The following is a 15925-nucleotide window of genomic DNA, read 5'->3' as shown; positions in this document are numbered from 1 at the left end:
AATGGCTACCTCGATTGACGTCCTCGACCTCAAGGGCAAGAAGGCCGGCTCCGTCGAGCTCCCCGAGGCCCTGTTCGACGTCCAGACCAACATCCCGCTGATCCACCAGGTCGTGACCGCTCAGCTCGCAGCAGCGCGCCAGGGCACCCACAAGACCAAGGGTCGTGGCGAGGTCTCCGGCGCCGGCCGCAAGCCGTTCAAGCAGAAGGGCACCGGCCGCGCTCGTCAGGGCTCGATCCGCGCCCCTCAGATGACCGGTGGTGGCATCGTCCACGGACCGACGCCCCGCGACTACGCGCAGCGCACCCCCAAGAAGATGATCGCCGCTGCTCTGCTTGGCGCTCTCTCGGACCGCGCCCGCGGCAGCCGCATCCACGCCGTCCAGGCCCTGACCGCCGGTGAGACCCCGTCGACCAAGGCCGTCGTGGAGCTGCTGAACGGAATCGCGACCTCGAAGCACGTCCTCGTGGTCACCGAGCGCGACGACGAGCTGGGCTACAAGAGCGTCCGCAACGTCCCGACCGTGCACGTGCTGTCCTACGACCAGCTCAACGCCTACGACGTGCTGGTGAGCGACGACATCGTCTTCACCCAGGCCGCGCTCGAGGGCTTCATCGCGAGCAAGACCAAGAAGGAAGAGGTGAACGCGTAATGGCCGTCAACAAGGACCCGCGCGACGTCATCATCGCCCCGGTCGTCTCTGAGAAGAGCTACGGCCTGATCGACGAGGGCAAGTACACCTTCCTCGTCGACACGCGTTCGAACAAGACCGAGATCAAGCTGGCGATCGAGTCGATCTTCAAGGTCGAGGTCGCGTCGGTGAACACCCTGAACCGTCAGGGCAAGACCCGCCGCACCCGCTTCGGCATCGGCAAGCGCAAGGACACCAAGCGCGCCATCGTCACGCTGAAGTCCGGTTCCATCGACATCTTCACGGCCGTCGGCTGAGCGAAGGACTAGAGGAAGACAGACATGGCTATTCGCAACTACAAGCCCACGACCCCCGGTCGTCGCGGCTCCTCGGTCGCCGACTTCGCCGAGATCACCCGTTCGACCCCGGAGAAGTCCCTTCTCCGTCCGCTGTCGAAGTCGGGTGGCCGCAACAACCAGGGCCGCATCACGACCCGTCACATCGGTGGTGGCCACAAGCGCCAGTACCGCGTCATCGACTTCCGTCGCAATGACAAGGACGGCGTCAACGCCAAGGTCGCGCACATCGAGTACGACCCCAACCGCACGGCTCGCATCGCGCTCCTGCACTTCGTGGACGGCACCAAGCGCTACATCCTCGCGCCGGCCGGCCTCAAGCAGGGCGACGTCGTCGAGTCGGGCGCCGGCTCGGACATCAAGCCGGGCAACAACCTGCCGCTGCGCAACATCCCGACCGGTACCGTCGTGCACGCGATCGAGCTCAAGCCGGGTGGAGGCGCCAAGCTGGCCCGCTCCGCCGGTGCCTCGGTCCGTCTCGTCGCGAAGGACGGCCCCTACGCCCAGCTCCGCCTCCCCTCGGGCGAGGTCCGGAACGTGGACGCGCGCTGCCGCGCCACGATCGGCGAGGTCGGCAACGCCGAGCAGTCGAACATCAACTGGGGCAAGGCCGGCCGCATGCGCTGGAAGGGCGTCCGCCCGACCGTCCGCGGTGTCGCGATGAACCCGATCGACCACCCGCACGGTGGTGGTGAGGGCAAGACCTCCGGTGGCCGTCACCCGGTCAGCCCGTGGGGCCAGAAGGAAGGCCGCACGCGTCACCCCAACAAGGAGAGCGACAAGCTCATCGTTCGCCGCCGCAACGCCGGCAAGAAGCGCAAGTAGGAGTTCGAGAAGATGCCACGCAGTCTCAAGAAGGGCCCCTTCGTCGACGAGCACCTGTTTCGCAAGGTGGTTGCCGCGAACGAGGCCAACAGCAAGAACGTGATCAAGACCTGGTCGCGCCGCTCGATGATCGTCCCGGCCATGCTGGGTCACACCATCGCGGTGCACGACGGTCGCAAGCACATCCCGGTGTTCGTCACCGAGACCATGGTCGGCCACAAGCTCGGCGAGTTCGCGCCGACGCGCACCTTCCGTGGACACGTGAAGGACGACAAGAAGGGTCGCCGCCGCTAACGCGGGGGCGAAAAGGAGGAAGAAATGGTGGAGTCGATCGCACGCGTGCGACACATCCGCGTCACCCCCATGAAGGCCCGCCGCGTCGTCAACCTGATCCGCGGCAAGCAGGCCCAGGAGGCCCTGGCCATCCTGAAGTTCGCGCCGCAGAGCGCGAGCGAGCCGGTCTACAAGCTGGTCGCCTCGGCGATCGCCAACGCACGGGTCAAGGCCGACAAGTCCAACACCTACCTGGACGAGCAGGACCTGTACGTGAGCCGCGCCTTCGTGGACGAGGGCACCACCCTCAAGCGGTTCCAGCCGCGAGCGCAGGGACGTGCCTTCCGCATCAACAAGCGCACCAGCCACATCACGGTCGTCCTCGCGACGCCGGACGAGGCCGAGGCGGCGCAGGCTACGAAGAAGGCGAGCAAGTAATGGGCCAGAAAGTCAATCCGTACGGCTTCCGTCTGGGCATCACCACCGACCACGTGTCGCGCTGGTTCTCGGACAGCACGAAGCCGGGTCAGCGTTACAGCGACTACCTCGCCGAGGACGTCAAGATCCGCCGTCTGCTGCAGACGTCGCTCGACCGCGCGGGCGTCTCGCGCATCGAGATCGAGCGCACCCGTGACCGTGTCCGCGTCGACATCCACACCGCCCGCCCGGGCATCGTGATCGGTCGTCGCGGCGCCGAGGCCGAGCGCATCCGCGCCGACCTCGAGAAGCTCACCGGCAAGCAGATCCAGCTGAACATCCTCGAGGTCAAGAACCCCGAGGCCGACGCCCAGCTCGTCGCGCAGGGCATCGCCGAGCAGCTCTCCGCCCGCGTGGCCTTCCGCCGCGCGATGCGCAAGGGTCTGCAGGGTGCTCAGCGCGCCGGCGCCAAGGGTGTCCGCATCCAGGTGTCCGGTCGTCTCAGCGGCGCCGAGATGAGCCGCTCCGAGTTCTACCGCGAGGGTCGTGTGCCGCTGCACACGCTCCGCGCCAACATCGACTACGGCTTCTACGAGGCCAAGACGACCTTCGGTCGCATCGGTGTGAAGGTGTGGATCTACAAGGGCGACATCACGAACAAGGAACTGGCTCGCGAGCAGGCCAACCAGAAGCCGTCGCGCGAGCGCAACGACCGTCCGCGTCGTGGTGGCCGGGGCAACGCCCCCGCCGCCGAGGCCGCGCCGGCCGCAGCAGGAGTTGAGGCATAACCATGTTGATCCCACGCAGAGTCAAGCACCGCAAGCAGCACCACCCCGGCCGCAGCGGCCAGGCGACCGGCGGCACGAAGGTCTCCTTCGGCGAGTTCGGCATCCAGGCCCTGACCCCCGCTTACGTGACCAACCGTCAGATCGAGTCCGCTCGTATCGCCATGACGCGTCACATCAAGCGTGGCGGCAAGGTGTGGATCAACATCTACCCGGACCGTCCGCTCACGAAGAAGCCGGCCGAGACCCGAATGGGTTCCGGTAAGGGCTCGCCGGAGTGGTGGGTCGCGAACGTCAAGCCGGGTCGGGTCCTCTTCGAGGTCTCCGGCGTCTCCGAGGAACTCGCTCGTGAGGCAATGACCCGTGCAATCCACAAGCTGCCCCTCAAGGCACGCATCATCAAGCGCGAGGAGGGCGACGCGTAATGGCGATCGGTTCCAAGGAGCTCGCCTCGAGCGAGCTCGACACCTTTGAAGACGAGCGTCTCGTCGACGAGCTGAAGAAGGCCAAGGAGGAGCTGTTCAACCTCCGCTTCCAGTCGGCCACCGGCCAGCTCGAGAGCCACGGCCGCCTGCGCGCCGTGAAGCGCGACATCGCTCGCATCTACACCGTGATCCGTGAGCGCGAGCTCGGGATCCGGGCGACCCCGGCCCCGGCCGAGGTCGCGCCCAAGGCGGAGAAGAAGACCCGCAGCAAGAAGGCCGCCCCGGCGGCCGAGGCGGAGTCGACCGAGAATGAGGAGGCCAAGTAATGGCTGAGACCACCAAGGCCGCGGCCGCGGAGTCGACGGCCGACGAGGCCATCGTCCGCGGGTACCGCAAGGCCCGCCGCGGTTACGTCGTCAGCGACAAGATGGACAAGACCATCGTCGTCGAGGTCGAGGACCGCGTGAAGCACCCCCTGTACGGCAAGGTCATCCGCCGCACCTCCAAGGTGAAGGCGCACGACGAGAACAACACCGCCGGCATCGGCGACCTCGTTCTCATCAACGAGACCCGCCCCCTGAGCGCCAGCAAGCGGTGGCGCCTCGTTGAGATTCTGGAGAAGGCCAAGTGATCCAGCAGGAATCCCGACTCAAGGTCGCCGACAACACCGGCGCCAAGGAGCTCCTGGCCATCCGCGTCCTCGGTGGCTCGAGCCGCCGTTACGCGGGTCTGGGTGACGTCATCGTCGCCACGGTCAAGGACGCGATCCCCGGCGGCAACGTGAAGAAGGGCGACGTCGTCAAGGCGGTCGTCGTCCGTGTTCGCAAGAACACCCGCCGCCCGGACGGCTCGTACATCAAGTTCGACGAGAACGCCGCTGTCATCCTGAAGAACGACGGTGACCCCCGCGGCACCCGTATCTTCGGACCGGTCGGCCGCGAGCTCCGCGACAAGAAGTTCATGAAGATCATCTCGCTCGCCCCGGAGGTGCTGTAACCCATGGCGAACATCAAGAAGGGCGACCTCGTCCAGGTCATCTCGGGTCGTACGCAGGCCCGCGGTGGTGACCGTGGCAAGCAGGGTCGCGTCATCGAGGTCCTGACCGAGAAGAACCGCGTCATCGTCGAGGGCGTCAACTTCGTCACCAAGCACGTGCGCGTCGGTCAGACGCAGCGTGGCACGAAGACCGGCGGCATCGAGACCCACGAGGCTCCGATCCACGTCTCCAACGTGGCCCTGGTCGACCCCGAGACCAAGAAGCCGACCCGCGTCGGCTTCCGCACCGAGAGCGTTACGAAGGACGGCGTCACCAAGACGGTCCGCGTTCGTTACGCCAAGAAGTCTGGTAAGGACCTGTAATGACCGACACTGCAACCGCTGCTGGCAAAATCCAGCCGCGCCTGAAGCAGAAGTACAAGAACGAGATCTCCAAGCAGCTCCAGGGCGACTTCGGCTTCACGAACGTGCACCAGGTGCCCGGCCTCGTGAAGATCGTCGTCAACATGGGTGTCGGCGAGGCGGCCCGTGACGGCAAGGTCATCGATGGCGCGGTCAACGACCTCACGCTCATCACCGGCCAGAAGCCGCAGGTCACCAAGGCCCGCAAGTCCATCGCGCAGTTCAAGCTGCGCGAGGGTCAGCCGATCGGTGCGCACGTCACGCTGCGCGGCGACCGGATGTGGGAGTTCCTCGACCGTCTGCTCTCGCTCGCGCTTCCCCGTATCCGCGACTTCCGCGGCCTGTCGGACAAGCAGTTCGACGGCAACGGCAATTACACGTTCGGTCTCACGGAGCAGTCCATGTTCCACGAGATCAACCAGGACCGGATCGACCGCGTCCGCGGCATGGACATCACGGTCGTCACGACCGCGAAGAACGACGAGGAGGGCCGCGCGCTGCTCAAGCAGCTCGGCTTCCCCTTCCGTTCCGCCGACGCGGCCAACTAGGCCCACCCGCGGGCCGGCCGACCGGCCGGCCCGCCTCCACCACAGGTCGTCAGTCGTGGACCGGCTGAACGAAACCTGGTGAACGAAGGAAAACCGCAATGACAATGACAGATCCGGTCGCAGACATGCTGACCAGACTGCGCAACGCGAACTCGGCTCACCACGACACCGTGTCGATGCCGCACTCGAAGCTCAAGGCCCACATCGCCGACATCCTCACCAAGGAGGGCTACATCGCGGGCTGGGACGTCGCCGACGCGCGCGTCGGGAAGACGCTCACGCTGAACCTCAAGTTCGGCCCGGACCGCGAGCGCTCCATCGCCGGCATCAAGCGCGTCTCGAAGCCCGGACTCCGCGTCTACGCGAAGTCCACGGAGCTCCCCAAGGTGCTCGGCGGCCTCGGCATCGCCATCCTGTCCACCTCCTCCGGTCTGCTCACGGACCGCGAGGCTGAGAAGAAGGGCGTGGGTGGGGAAGTCCTCGCCTACGTGTGGTAACCCGACATGTCGCGTATTGGAAGACTCCCCATCGACGTCCCCGCGGGCGTGGATGTGACCATCGACGGCCAGGCCGTCACCGTGAAGGGCCCGAAGGGTGAGCTGAGCCTCACCGTCGCCAGCCCGATCGAGGTCAAGCTGGAGGACGGCCAGGTCCTCGTGACCCGTCCGGACGACGAGCGCGAGTCGCGCTCGCTCCACGGCCTGACCCGCACGCTGATCAACAACAACATCATCGGCGTCACGCAGGGCTACTCGAAGGGCCTCGAGATCGTCGGCACCGGTTACCGCGTCGCCCAGAAGGGCTCGGCCGTCGAGTTCGCTCTCGGCTTCTCGCACCCGGTCACCGTCGAGCCGCCGGCCGGCATCACCTTCACGGTCGAGGGCAACAACAAGCTCACCGTGGCGGGCATCGACAAGCAGGCTGTGGGTGAGGTCGCCGCGAACATCCGCAAGATCCGCAAGCCCGAGCCGTATAAGGGCAAGGGCGTGCGCTACGCCGGCGAGGTCGTCCGTCGCAAGGCCGGAAAGGCTGGTAAGTAATCATGGCTCTGGGTACCAGAGGAAAGAGCAAGGCGGCCGCTCGCGACCGCCGTCACACCCGCCTTCGCAAGAAGATCGCGGGCACCGCGTCCCGTCCGCGCCTGGTCGTCACCCGTTCGGCCCGTCACGTCTTCGTGCAGGTCGTGGACGACGCGCAGGGGCACACCCTCGCATCGGCGTCGACCATGGAGGCTGACCTCCGCTCGTTCGACGGCGACAAGACCGCCAAGGCCCGCCGTGTCGGTGAGCTGGTCGCCGAGCGCGCGAAGAGCGCCGGCGTCGAGGCGGTCGTCTTCGACCGTGGTGGCAGCAAGTACGCGGGTCGCGTCGCCGCTGTCGCCGAAGGAGCTCGAGAGGGTGGACTGAACCTGTGAGCGACAACAACAAGGAGCAGACCGTGGCCGATCAGGCAGTGGCCGAGCAGCCGGTGGAGACCGCTGCGTCGACCGACAACACGCAGCGCGAGCGCGAGCCGCGCCGTGGCGGCCGTGAGCGCAACCCCAACCGCGACCGTGGCAGCCGCGACCAGGACAAGAGCCAGTTCCTGGAGCGCGTGGTGACCATCAACCGCGTCTCGAAGGTCGTCAAGGGCGGCCGTCGCTTCAGCTTCACCGCTCTCGTGGTCGTCGGTGACGGCAACGGTCTGGTGGGCGTCGGCTACGGCAAGGCCCGTGAGGTCCCGCTGGCCATCTCGAAGGGCGTCGAGGAGGCGAAGAAGAACTTCTTCCGCGTCCCCCGCGTCGGCAGCACCATCCCGCACCCGGTGCAGGGTGAGGCGGCCGCCGGTGTCGTCCTCCTCCGTCCGGCCGCTGCCGGTACCGGTGTCATCGCCGGTGGCCCGGTCCGCGCCGTCCTGGAGTGCGCCGGCATCCACGACGTCCTGAGCAAGTCGCTCGGTTCGTCGAACACGATCAACATCGTCCACGCGACGGTGGAGGCGCTGAAGGGGCTCGAGGAGCCGCGCGCCGTCGCCGCCCGCCGTGGCCTCGACTACGACCGTGTCGCGCCCGAGAAGCTGCTGCAGATCGAGGCGCGTGCGGCTGAGGCCGCCGCTACCGCGAAGGCAGGTGCCTGATGGCTGCGCGTCTGAAGATCACGCAGATCAAGTCGAAAGTGAGCGAGAAGCAGTACCAGCGCGACACGTTGCGCAGCCTGGGACTGAAGCGCATCGGTGACGTCGTCGTCCGCGAGGACAACCCGCAGAACCGCGGGTACGTCAACACCGTCGCTCACCTGGTGAAGGTTGAGGAGATCGACTAATGGCTGACGACAAGCCCACTACCGCGGCTGCCGAGAAGCCGGCTGCCGAGAAGAAGGCCCCGGCTAAGAAGGCCGCGACCACCAAGGCCGCTGCTGAGAAGCCGGCGACCGAGAAGAAGGCTCCGGCCAAGAAGGCTCCGGCGAAGGCCGCTGCCGACAAGGCTGCCGCCGACACCAAGGACGAGACCGTCTCCGCCCCGGCGAAGAAGACCTCGGCCAAGAAGGACGTCGCTGCTCCCCGCGAGCAGGTCCTGAAGGTCCACCACCTCCGTCCGGCCGCGGGCGCCAAGAAGGACAAGACCCGCGTCGGACGCGGTGAGGGTTCGAAGGGCAAGACCGCCGGCCGCGGTACCAAGGGAACCAAGGCGCGCTACTCGGTGCGCCCGGGCTTCCAGGGTGGCCAGCTGCCGTTCCACATGCGGACCCCGAAGCTCCGCGGCTTCAAGAACCCGTTCCGGGTGGAGTACCAGGTCGTGAACCTGGAGAAGCTCGCCGAGCTGTACCCGGCCGGTGGCGACGTGACCGTCGCCGACCTGGTCGCCAAGGGTGCGGTACGCAAGAACGAGAAGGTGAAGGTTCTCGGCAACGGTGACATTGCGGTTAAGCTGAACGTTGCGGTCGACAAGGTCTCCGGCTCTGCTGAGCAGAAGATCGTCGCCGCCGGCGGCTCCGTCAAGTAGCCGCCCTCAGGCGGTCCAGTCGGGTGGCCGGGCTTTCCGGCCACCCGACTGAACTCTCATAGGAAAGCAGGACGCACTTTGTTCAGCGCCGTCGCGCGGATCTTCCGCACCCCGGACCTTCGCCGCAAGATCGGCTTCACCCTGGGCATCATCGCCCTCTTCCGGCTCGGGTCCTTCATTCCCGCGCCGTTCGTCGACTTCGGTAACGTTCAGACCTGCCTGAACGCCAACCAGGACACCTCCGGCCTCTATTCGCTGGTCAACCTGTTCTCAGGTGGTGCCCTCCTCAAACTCTCGATCTTCGCGCTCGGCATCATGCCGTACATCACCGCGTCGATCATCGTGCAGCTGCTGCGCGTGGTCATCCCGCGCTTCGAGACCCTCTACAAGGAGGGCCAGGCCGGCCAGGCCAAGCTCACGCAGTACACGCGCTACCTCACGATCGCCCTGGGCGTCCTCCAGTCGACGACCCTGATCACCGTCGCCCGCTCCGGTGCGCTGTTCGGCACCACCGCGGTCTCGCAGTGCACGCAGCTCATCACGGACGACTCCTGGTACGCGATCATGCTGATGGTCATCACGATGACCGCCGGCACCGGCCTCATCATGTGGATGGGCGAGCTGGTGACCGAGCGCGGCATCGGCAACGGCATGTCGCTCCTGATCTTCACGTCGATCGCGGCGCAGTTCCCGTCCTCCCTCTGGGCGGTCGGCCAGTCGCAGGGCATCGAGATCCTGCTGGTCGTGATCGCGATCGGATTGCTGATCGTGGCGGGCGTCGTCTTCGTCGAACAGTCGCAGCGGCGCATCCCCGTTCAATACGCAAAACGGATGGTCGGACGTCGCACCTACGGCGGCAACAACACGTACATCCCGATCAAGGTGAACATGGCGGGCGTCGTCCCGGTGATCTTCGCCTCGTCGCTGCTGTACCTGCCGGCGCTGATCGCGCAGTTCAACCAGCCGGCCGCCGGCAAGGCTCCCGCCCCCTGGGTGACCTGGATCACGAACTACCTGACCAAGGGCGACCACCCGCTCTACATGCTGCTCTACTTCCTCCTGATCGTGGGCTTCACGTACTTCTACGTGGCGATCACCTTCAACCCGGAGGAGGTCGCGGACAACATGAAGAAGTACGGCGGCTTCATCCCCGGCATCCGCGCGGGTCGGCCGACCGCCGAGTACCTCGACTACGTGCTGACGCGGGTCACCCTGCCCGGCTCGTTCTACCTCGGCATCATCGCGCTCATCCCGCTGGTCGCGTTCGCGCTGATCGGCGCGAGTCAGAACTTCATGTTCGGCGGCACGTCCATCCTGATCATCGTCGGCGTGGGTCTCGAGACGGTCAAGCAGATCGACTCGCAGCTCCAGCAGCGACACTACGAAGGGCTTCTGCGTTGACCCGTTTGCTGATCGTCGGACCCCCCGGAGCGGGCAAGGGCACTCAGGCCTCCCGCATCACCTCCGTGTACGGGATCCCCGACATCTCGACGGGCGACATCTTCCGCGCGAACATCAAGAACGAGACGCCGCTCGGTGTGCAGGTCAAGGCCATCGTGGACGCCGGCGACTACGTTCCGGACAGCCTCACCAACCAGCTGGTCGCGGACCGGCTGGGGGAGGACGACGCGAAAGACGGGTTCCTTCTCGACGGCTATCCGCGCACGCTCGCGCAGGTGGACTACCTCGACGACCTGCTCGGCTCGCAGGGGCAGAAGCTCGACGCCGTGATCCAGCTGGTCGCCGACCAGGACGAGCTCGTGGCCCGGCTCACCAAGCGGGCGCAGGAGCAGGGCAGGGCCGACGACTCCGAGGAGGCGATCCGCCACCGCCAGGAGGTCTACCTCCGCGAGACGTCGCCCCTGATCGACGTGTTCCGTGAGCGCGGCCTCCTCGTCGAGGTCGACGGCCTCGGCGACATCGACCAGGTCGGCGAGCGGATCAACGCGGCTCTCGCGGAGCGCGGCATCGTTCCGCGCGCCGCGGCTCGCTGATGGCGTTCGGGCGCTCGATCTACAAGACGCCCGCTCAACTGCGCGAGATGGTCGCGCCGGGGCGGGCCACTGCGGCCTCTCTCGACGCGGTCGCCGCTGCGATCGCCGCAGGCGTCTCCACGCTCGAGCTCGACGCCCTCGCCGAGCGTGCGATCGAGGCGGCGGGAGGCTCCTCCAACTTCAAGCTCGAACCCGGCTATCACTACACGGTCTGCGCGTCGGTGAACGACGAGGTCGTGCACGGCATCCCCGGCTCGCGCATCCTGCAGCCGGGCGACATCGTGTCGATCGATTCGGGCGCCGTCGTGCGCGGTGCCGACGGGCAGGGCTGGAACGGCGACGCGGCGCGCACGTTCGTGCTGCCGGACCCGGCGCGGCCGGAGGTCGTCGCCGAGCGTCAGCGGCTCAGCGAGGTCACCGAGCAGTCGCTCTGGCGGGGCATCGCCCGGCTGGCGACCGCACGCCACCTCAACGAGGTCGGCGAGGCGATCGAGGACTACATCATGTCGCAGGGCGACTACGGCATCCTGACCGACTACATCGGTCACGGCATCGGCCGCAAGATGCACGAGGAGCCACCGGTGTTCAACTACCGGGTGCGAGCGAAGGGCCCGGAGGTCAAGCCGGGACTCGTCGTCGCCATCGAGCCGATGGTGGTGCTCGGCGACCAGGAGACCTACGTGAAGGACGACGGCTGGACCGTCGCCACCGAGGACGGCTCGGCCGCCGCCCACTGGGAGCACAGCGTCGCCGTGCACAAGGACGGCATCTGGGTGCTCACCGCCGAGGACGGCGGGGCTGCCGGCCTCGCTCCGTACGGCATCACGCCGGCTCCGATCGCGTGAGAAGCCCGTTCCACCGACGCTGTTCGCTCAGAGCGGCGGCACATGATACACGCGGATTGGCGAAACGACGCCGCTTCGCATAAGATAGACCCTTGGTGTCTTAGGCACGTTTTCCGTGTGCCTTTCGCCACAGTACGCACGACCAGCAAACCCCAACGACTAGCGACAGTGAGGCTATGGCCAAAAAAGACGGTGTCATCGAGATCGAAGGATCTGTGATCGAGGCGCTCCCCAACGCGATGTTCCGCGTGGAGCTGACCAATGGTCACAAGGTTCTTGCCCACATCTCCGGCAAGATGCGCCAGCACTACATCCGCATCCTCCCCGAGGACCGCGTGATCGTCGAGCTGAGCCCCTACGATCTGACCCGCGGCCGGATCGTCTACCGCTACAAGTAAAGGTCTGCTGTAAGTAACGGCCTCGCCACCGGGTAGCCCCTGGCGAGGTACGAGGACAGCGAACAAAGGTAATCAACTCATGAAGGTCAACCCCTCCGTCAAGCGCATCTGCGACAAGTGCAAGGTCATCCGTCGCAACGGCCGCGTGATGGTCATCTGCGAGAACCCGCGCCACAAGCAGCGCCAGGGCTGATCGCCTCGACCACAACTGAACACACATGGTGATCCCAGATCCCGCGTCCACTCCGGTGGACGCGGGGGACACCCCCGGAGGAGGCCGGGGCACCGGGACCGCTGAAGACCTCCACTCACACAGGAGAAGCCACACATGGCACGTCTAGCAGGCGTCGACATCCCGCGCGAGAAGCGCGTCGAGGTCGCACTCACCTACATCTACGGCGTCGGACGCACCCGCGCGCTGCAGACTCTCGCCGAGACCGGTATCTCGGGCGACATCCGCGTCAAGGACCTGAGCGACGACCAGCTCGTCGCCCTGCGCGACTACATCGAGGGGAACTTCAAGGTGGAGGGCGACCTCCGTCGCGAGGTCGCCGCCGACATCCGCCGCAAGGTCGAGATCGGCAGCTACGAGGGAATCCGCCACCGCAAGGGCCTTCCGGTCCGCGGCCAGCGCACCAAGACGAACGCTCGCACCCGCAAGGGCCCGAAGCGGACCGTCGCCGGTAAGAAGAAGGCTCGCTAGGCCGGGTAAAGGACTGAAGGAGTAGAAATGGCAGCACCCAAGTCGGCCGTTCGCAAGCCGCGCAAGAAGGAAAAGAAGAACATCGCTGTGGGCCAGGCCCACATCAAGAGCACGTTCAACAACACGATCGTCTCGATCACCGACACCACCGGTGCGGTCATCAGCTGGGCGTCGTCGGGTGGCGTCGGCTTCAAGGGTTCGCGCAAGTCGACCCCGTTCGCCGCGCAGCTCGCCGCCGAGTCGGCCGCCCGTCAGGCGCAGGAGCACGGGATGAAGAAGGTCGACGTCTTCGTCAAGGGCCCGGGCTCGGGTCGCGAGACCGCGATCCGCTCGCTCCAGGCCGCCGGCCTCGAGGTCGGTTCGATCAACGACGTCACCCCGCAGGCGCACAACGGTTGCCGCCCGCCCAAGCGTCGTCGCGTCTAGTTCTCTTCTGTCCGCCGCAGGCGGCGGCCCGATCCGGGCCGCCGCCTGACGGCGTGACGCACACCCCCTGAATCAGAAGCAAGTGTCATATAGCGGACACTTAGCCGAAAGGAATCAACAGTGCTCATTGCACAGCGTCCGACGCTCACCGAAGAGAACATCTCCGAGTTCCGGTCGCGGTTCGTCATCGAGCCGCTCGAGCCGGGCTTCGGCTACACCCTCGGCAACTCCCTCCGTCGCACCCTCCTCTCGTCGATCCCCGGCGCTGCCGTCACCAGCATCCGCATCGACGGCGTGCTGCACGAGTTCAGCACCGTCCCGGGCGTCAAGGAGGATGTCACCGAGATCATCCTGAACATCAAGGGCCTGGTCGTCTCGAGCGAGCACGACGAGCCGATCACCGCCTACCTGCGCAAGACGGGCGCCGGCCAGGTCACCGCCGCCGACATCTCGGCGCCGGCGGGTGTGGAGATCCACAACCCGGAGCTGGTCATCGCGACCCTCAACGACAAGGCGAAGTTCGAGGTCGAGCTCACCATCGAGCGCGGCCGCGGCTACGTGTCGGCCCAGCAGAACCGCAACGAGTACAGCGAGGCCGGCCAGATCCCGGTCGACTCGATCTACTCGCCGGTGCTGAAGGTCACCTACCGCGTCGAGGCCACCCGTGCCGGTGAGCGCACCGACTTCGACCGCCTCGTCGTCGACGTGGAGACCAAGCCGGCGATCAGCCCGCGCGACGCGATCGCGTCGGCCGGTCGCACCCTGGTGGAGCTGTTCGGTCTGGCCCGCGAGCTCAACAGCGCGGCCGAGGGCATCGAGATCGGCCCGGCGCCGGTCGACCAGGTGCTCAGCTCGGAGCTGTCCATGCCGATCGAGGACCTCGACCTGTCGGTCCGCTCGTACAACTGCCTCAAGCGCGAGGGCATCAACACCGTCAGCGAGCTGGTCTCCCTCTCCGAGACCCAGCTCATGAACATCCGCAACTTCGGTCAGAAGTCGGTGGATGAGGTCAAGGACAAGCTGACGGAGATGGGCCTCTCGCTGAAGGACTCGGTCCCCGGGTTCGACGGCGCGCACTTCTACAGCGGCTACGAAGAGGACGAGTCCACCATCTGACGTGGGGCGTCCCGCTCACTCGCGTTCACTTTTTTCAACCTGGAGATAACCGATCATGCCCAAGCCCACCAAGGGCCCCCGCCTCGGAGGCGGCCCCGCGCACGAGCGTCTGCTGCTCGCCAACCTGGCCGCTGCGCTGTTCACCCACAAGAGCATCAAGACCACCGAGACCAAGGCGAAGCGCCTCCGTCCCGTGGCCGAGCGTCTGATCACGTTCGCGAAGCGCGGCGACCTGCACGCGCGTCGCAAGGTGCTCGGGATCATCGGCGACAAGGCCGTCGTGCACGAGCTCTTCACCCAGATCGCGCCGCTGGTCGCCGAGCGTGAGGGCGGCTACACCCGCATCACCAAGCTCGGTTACCGCAAGGGTGACAACGCGCCCATGGCGCAGATCGAGCTGGTGCTCGAGCCCGTCGCCCCGAAGGTGAAGTCGTCCAAGAGCACGGCCGCGCCGAAGGCTGCTCCGGCCGCTCCGGTCGAGGAGGCCCCGGTCGAGGAGGCCCCGGCCGAGGAGACCGCCGCCGAGGACACCACCACCGAGACCGCGGCCGCCGAGGCCGAGGTCGTCGAGGAGGCCACCGGCGACGCCGAGGCCGCCGGTGAGACCACCGCGGAGGCGGACGCCGAGAAGGCGTAACCGACTCGCAGCCGTCGAAGGGCCCCGCATCCATCCGTGGATGCGGGGCCCTTCGCGTTGCGTCGGGACCTCTGCGCCGCAGCGCTCATATGGCAGGGTGGGGGCATGGCCGAGACGACCTCCCGCACCCTGACTCCGCTGAGCGAGCGGGTGGTGGCTCCCGAGACGGTCGTGCCGTCGCATCCCCTCGTCGCGGAGTGGCGACCGGCGACGCTGTCCGATGTGGACGCCGTGTGGGAGGTGCGCCGGGCGAGCGACGCGGTCGATCACCCGAACTATGTCGCGACCCGCGACGAGGTCGAGGAGGACCTCGGCTACTCGTTCGTGGACCTCGAACGCGACACCCTGCTCGCGATCGGCCACGACGGCAGGCCCCTCGCCTTCGGCCTTGTGCTGGAACCGCCGCGGCAGGAGACGCTGGTGCGTGAGTTCATGAACGGCTACGTGCACCCGGAGGCGCGCGGCAAGGGCATCGGCCGGGAGCTGATCCGCTGGCAGCGGGCGCGGGGCGAGCAGCGGCTCGCGGCGTCGGCGAAGGCGCTGCCCGGATGGCTGGTCGGCTACGCGGACCGGCGTGCTCCGGATCGCGAGCGCCTCCTGACCTCCGCCGGTTTCACCGCGATGCGCTGGTTCCACACCATGGAACGTGACCTGAGCCTCCCCATCTCGGACGTGACGCCGACCGAGCCGGTGACCATTCGCACCTACGCCGAGGCGATCGTCGGCGACGACGCCTCGGAGGCCGTGCATGCGGCGCGCGACGAGGCGTTCCGGGACCACTGGGGCAGCCAGCCGCTGAGCGACGAGCAGTGGCGGTCGCTCACGGGTGGCGTGTTCGTTGCCGACCTGTCGTTCGTGGCCTTCGCTGCGGACGGCGCGATCGCCGGGGTCCTCCTCACCGATGTCAACGAGGAGGATTGGGCCGGGCAGGGCTTCACCGGAGCCTACGTCTCGACGGTGGCGGTCACCCGGGCGCACCGCGGCCGGCGGATCGCGCCGGCTCTGCTCGCGGCGGTGCTGCGTGCCTGCGCCGACCGCGGCTGGGAGCGCGTCGTGCTGGACGTGGATGCGGACAACCCGACGGGTGCGCTCGGCCTCTACACCGGGATGGGCTTCGTCCCGACGCAGCACGAGACCGGGCTGGTCATCGAGTACTGACGACCGGGGA

At 67.1% G+C, this 15925-nt stretch carries 28 protein-coding genes; all 28 read left to right on the top strand.

Features of this window, described 5'->3' with window-relative positions:
* Window position 1: 1 nt before the first annotated feature.
* The gene (gene rplD / locus P5G50_RS17365; protein WP_301212331.1) at window positions 2–652 is read left to right on the top strand and encodes a 50S ribosomal protein L4; all 651 of its coding nucleotides are present in this window, start codon (window positions 2–4) and stop codon (window positions 650–652) included.
* Window positions 652–948, top strand: a complete 297-nt coding sequence (gene rplW / locus P5G50_RS17360) for a 50S ribosomal protein L23 (RefSeq protein WP_301212329.1) — start codon at window positions 652–654, stop codon at window positions 946–948. Before rplD ends, rplW begins: the two co-directional genes overlap by 1 nt.
* Window positions 949–972: 24 nt before the next feature.
* Complete coding sequence (gene rplB, locus P5G50_RS17355; RefSeq protein ID WP_301212328.1) at window positions 973–1812, top strand: 50S ribosomal protein L2; 840 nt, start codon at window positions 973–975, stop codon at window positions 1810–1812.
* A gap of 12 nt (window positions 1813–1824) precedes the next feature.
* Window positions 1825–2106, top strand: coding sequence for a 30S ribosomal protein S19 (rpsS, locus tag P5G50_RS17350; protein ID WP_018191964.1), 282 nt, complete (start codon window positions 1825–1827; stop codon window positions 2104–2106).
* Window positions 2107–2130: 24 nt separating this feature from the next.
* On the top strand, window positions 2131–2523 hold the full coding sequence (gene rplV, locus P5G50_RS17345) for a 50S ribosomal protein L22 (RefSeq protein ID WP_301212327.1): 393 nt from the start codon (window positions 2131–2133) through the stop codon (window positions 2521–2523).
* On the top strand, window positions 2523–3290 hold the full coding sequence (gene rpsC, locus P5G50_RS17340) for a 30S ribosomal protein S3 (RefSeq protein ID WP_301212325.1): 768 nt from the start codon (window positions 2523–2525) through the stop codon (window positions 3288–3290). The genes rplV and rpsC overlap by 1 nt, the downstream gene beginning before the upstream one ends.
* Before the next feature lie 2 nt (window positions 3291–3292).
* Window positions 3293–3712, top strand: coding sequence for a 50S ribosomal protein L16 (gene rplP, locus P5G50_RS17335; protein ID WP_055894786.1), 420 nt, complete (start codon window positions 3293–3295; stop codon window positions 3710–3712).
* On the top strand, window positions 3712–4038 hold the full coding sequence (gene rpmC, locus P5G50_RS17330) for a 50S ribosomal protein L29 (protein ID WP_301212324.1): 327 nt from the start codon (window positions 3712–3714) through the stop codon (window positions 4036–4038). Before rplP ends, rpmC begins: the two co-directional genes overlap by 1 nt.
* The gene (gene rpsQ, locus P5G50_RS17325; RefSeq protein ID WP_064109777.1) at window positions 4038–4343 is read left to right on the top strand and encodes a 30S ribosomal protein S17; all 306 of its coding nucleotides are present in this window, start codon (window positions 4038–4040) and stop codon (window positions 4341–4343) included. Before rpmC ends, rpsQ begins: the two co-directional genes overlap by 1 nt.
* On the top strand, window positions 4340–4708 hold the full coding sequence (gene rplN, locus P5G50_RS17320; protein ID WP_018191958.1) for a 50S ribosomal protein L14: 369 nt from the start codon (window positions 4340–4342) through the stop codon (window positions 4706–4708). The genes rpsQ and rplN overlap by 4 nt, the downstream gene beginning before the upstream one ends.
* A 3-nt stretch (window positions 4709–4711) precedes the next feature.
* On the top strand, window positions 4712–5071 hold the full coding sequence (gene rplX / locus P5G50_RS17315) for a 50S ribosomal protein L24 (RefSeq protein WP_301212323.1): 360 nt from the start codon (window positions 4712–4714) through the stop codon (window positions 5069–5071).
* Window positions 5071–5658 (top strand): 50S ribosomal protein L5, encoded by a 588-nt coding sequence (gene rplE, locus P5G50_RS17310; RefSeq protein ID WP_301212322.1) that lies wholly within the window; start codon window positions 5071–5073, stop codon window positions 5656–5658. The genes rplX and rplE overlap by 1 nt, the downstream gene beginning before the upstream one ends.
* A gap of 98 nt (window positions 5659–5756) precedes the next feature.
* Window positions 5757–6155, top strand: a complete 399-nt coding sequence (gene rpsH, locus P5G50_RS17305) for a 30S ribosomal protein S8 (protein ID WP_301212321.1) — start codon at window positions 5757–5759, stop codon at window positions 6153–6155.
* A 6-nt stretch (window positions 6156–6161) separates the two neighbouring features.
* Window positions 6162–6698 (top strand): 50S ribosomal protein L6, encoded by a 537-nt coding sequence (gene rplF, locus P5G50_RS17300; protein ID WP_301212320.1) that lies wholly within the window; start codon window positions 6162–6164, stop codon window positions 6696–6698.
* 2 nt (window positions 6699–6700) lie between these two features.
* Window positions 6701–7072, top strand: a complete 372-nt coding sequence (gene rplR / locus P5G50_RS17295; RefSeq protein ID WP_301212319.1) for a 50S ribosomal protein L18 — start codon at window positions 6701–6703, stop codon at window positions 7070–7072.
* The gene (rpsE, locus tag P5G50_RS17290; RefSeq protein WP_435870909.1) at window positions 7069–7773 is read left to right on the top strand and encodes a 30S ribosomal protein S5; all 705 of its coding nucleotides are present in this window, start codon (window positions 7069–7071) and stop codon (window positions 7771–7773) included. Before rplR ends, rpsE begins: the two co-directional genes overlap by 4 nt.
* Window positions 7773–7958 carry a 50S ribosomal protein L30 gene (gene rpmD, locus P5G50_RS17285; protein ID WP_018191951.1) on the top strand — a complete coding sequence of 62 codons (186 nt, stop codon included), beginning with the start codon at window positions 7773–7775 and terminating at the stop codon, window positions 7956–7958. Before rpsE ends, rpmD begins: the two co-directional genes overlap by 1 nt.
* Window positions 7958–8638, top strand: a complete 681-nt coding sequence (gene rplO, locus P5G50_RS17280) for a 50S ribosomal protein L15 (protein ID WP_301212318.1) — start codon at window positions 7958–7960, stop codon at window positions 8636–8638. Before rpmD ends, rplO begins: the two co-directional genes overlap by 1 nt.
* A gap of 78 nt (window positions 8639–8716) precedes the next feature.
* Window positions 8717–10039, top strand: coding sequence for a preprotein translocase subunit SecY (gene secY, locus P5G50_RS17275; protein WP_301212317.1), 1323 nt, complete (start codon window positions 8717–8719; stop codon window positions 10037–10039).
* Entirely contained in the window at window positions 10036–10632 is a 597-nt protein-coding gene (locus P5G50_RS17270) for an adenylate kinase (RefSeq protein WP_301212316.1), read from the top strand. The genes secY and P5G50_RS17270 overlap by 4 nt, the downstream gene beginning before the upstream one ends.
* Window positions 10632–11477 carry a type I methionyl aminopeptidase gene (gene map, locus P5G50_RS17265; RefSeq protein ID WP_301212315.1) on the top strand — a complete coding sequence of 282 codons (846 nt, stop codon included), beginning with the start codon at window positions 10632–10634 and terminating at the stop codon, window positions 11475–11477. Before P5G50_RS17270 ends, map begins: the two co-directional genes overlap by 1 nt.
* 176 nt (window positions 11478–11653) lie before the next feature.
* Window positions 11654–11875 carry a translation initiation factor IF-1 gene (gene infA, locus P5G50_RS17260; RefSeq protein WP_011186713.1) on the top strand — a complete coding sequence of 74 codons (222 nt, stop codon included), beginning with the start codon at window positions 11654–11656 and terminating at the stop codon, window positions 11873–11875.
* A 79-nt stretch (window positions 11876–11954) separates the two neighbouring features.
* Window positions 11955–12068 carry a 50S ribosomal protein L36 gene (gene rpmJ / locus P5G50_RS17255; RefSeq protein WP_018191946.1) on the top strand — a complete coding sequence of 38 codons (114 nt, stop codon included), beginning with the start codon at window positions 11955–11957 and terminating at the stop codon, window positions 12066–12068.
* 135 nt (window positions 12069–12203) lie between these two features.
* The gene (gene rpsM, locus P5G50_RS17250; RefSeq protein ID WP_301212314.1) at window positions 12204–12578 is read left to right on the top strand and encodes a 30S ribosomal protein S13; all 375 of its coding nucleotides are present in this window, start codon (window positions 12204–12206) and stop codon (window positions 12576–12578) included.
* A 27-nt stretch (window positions 12579–12605) separates the two neighbouring features.
* Window positions 12606–13004, top strand: coding sequence for a 30S ribosomal protein S11 (gene rpsK / locus P5G50_RS17245; RefSeq protein WP_055821293.1), 399 nt, complete (start codon window positions 12606–12608; stop codon window positions 13002–13004).
* A 120-nt stretch (window positions 13005–13124) separates the two neighbouring features.
* Complete coding sequence (locus P5G50_RS17240) at window positions 13125–14120, top strand: DNA-directed RNA polymerase subunit alpha (RefSeq protein ID WP_301212311.1); 996 nt, start codon at window positions 13125–13127, stop codon at window positions 14118–14120.
* A gap of 55 nt (window positions 14121–14175) precedes the next feature.
* Window positions 14176–14757, top strand: a complete 582-nt coding sequence (gene rplQ, locus P5G50_RS17235) for a 50S ribosomal protein L17 (RefSeq protein ID WP_301212310.1) — start codon at window positions 14176–14178, stop codon at window positions 14755–14757.
* A 105-nt stretch (window positions 14758–14862) separates the two neighbouring features.
* Window positions 14863–15915, top strand: a complete 1053-nt coding sequence (locus P5G50_RS17230; protein WP_301212309.1) for a GNAT family N-acetyltransferase — start codon at window positions 14863–14865, stop codon at window positions 15913–15915.
* Window positions 15916–15925: the final 10 nt, after the last annotated feature.

Source organism: Leifsonia williamsii, from assembly GCF_030433685.1.
Lineage (GTDB): Bacteria > Actinomycetota > Actinomycetes > Actinomycetales > Microbacteriaceae > Leifsonia > Leifsonia williamsii.
This window is presented reverse-complemented; position numbering and strand designations above follow the sequence as displayed.